This window comes from Paenibacillus sp. CCS19 (genome assembly GCF_033239625.1).
Classification (GTDB): Bacteria; Bacillota; Bacilli; order Paenibacillales; family Paenibacillaceae; genus Paenibacillus_T.
On sequence record NZ_BTCK01000102.1, the window covers coordinates 1 to 1,027 of the forward strand.

Annotated in this window: 1 pseudogene; it reads right to left on the minus strand. The window is 56.7% G+C overall.

Annotation, left to right across the window (positions count from 1 at the left end):
• A pseudogene (locus SBI19_RS29355) lies at positions 1 to 1,027 on the minus strand (Ig-like domain-containing protein); the annotation flags it as partial.

A 1,027-nucleotide genomic window follows, 5' to 3' on the forward strand; every position in this document is an offset into this window, starting at 1 on the left:
TAACCGTCAGCGTATGGTCGCCTTCCGTCGTTACTTTGCTGCCGCTCGTGAATGCCGTGCCGCTGTCGAGATCGCCCGTTCCTTCATTGAACGTGATCGTTAGATCGGCGTTGTTCAAGCTTCCGTCCACAACGCCTGCAATGACAGGCTTCACTGTGTCGAGCGTGATCGTGTCGCTGATCGTCGTAATGTTGTTCGCTGCATCCTTCAACTGCACGCTTACTGTCTTCGTGCCATCACCTGTCGCAAGCGTCCAGCTGCTCTTAGTTGCCGCGTAGGCTTCCCATGCACTCCACGTCGTTCCGTCGTTGGAGAAACGCATTTGCTTAGCGGTGTTGTCTGCGTTCGTCAGCGCCAGCGTTGCCGTTGTCGCATTCGTCTCTGCAGCACCGCCGTTAATGACGACTGTGCCGTTTGGTCCCGTTTTGTCCAGCGTGAACGTGACTGTCGTCGTGTTACCTGCCGCATCCGTAACCGTCAGCGTATGGTCGCCTTCCGTCGTTACTTGACTGCCGCTTGCAAAGACCGTACCACCGTCGAGGTCGCCCGTTCCTTCATTGAACGTGATCGTCAGATCGGCATTGTTCAAGCTGCCGTCCACGACACCCGTAATTACCGGTTTGGCCGTATCGTAATTAATGGTGTCGCTGATTGCATATACGTTGCCGACTGCGTCCTTCAGCTCCGCATTCACCGTCTTCGTGCCGTCGCCTGTGCTCAGCGTCCAGCTCTTCGCTGCTGCGTAAGCTTCCCATGCGCTCCATGTGCCTGCTTCATTCTGGAATCGCATCGAGACAGCCGTTGCATCCGGATTCGTCAACTGCAGTTGTACCGCTGCTTGGTTCGTATCCGTCTTCCCGCTCTCAATCGTCAAGCTGCCATTCGGCGCTGTTGTGTCCAGTACGATGCTGCCGCTTGCTTGCGAGACATTTCCTGCTGCATCCTTCAGCTCGACCTTCACGGTCTTGCTTCCGTCGCCCGTACTCAGCGTCCAGCCGCTCTTCGTTGCCGCGTAGGCTTCCCATGC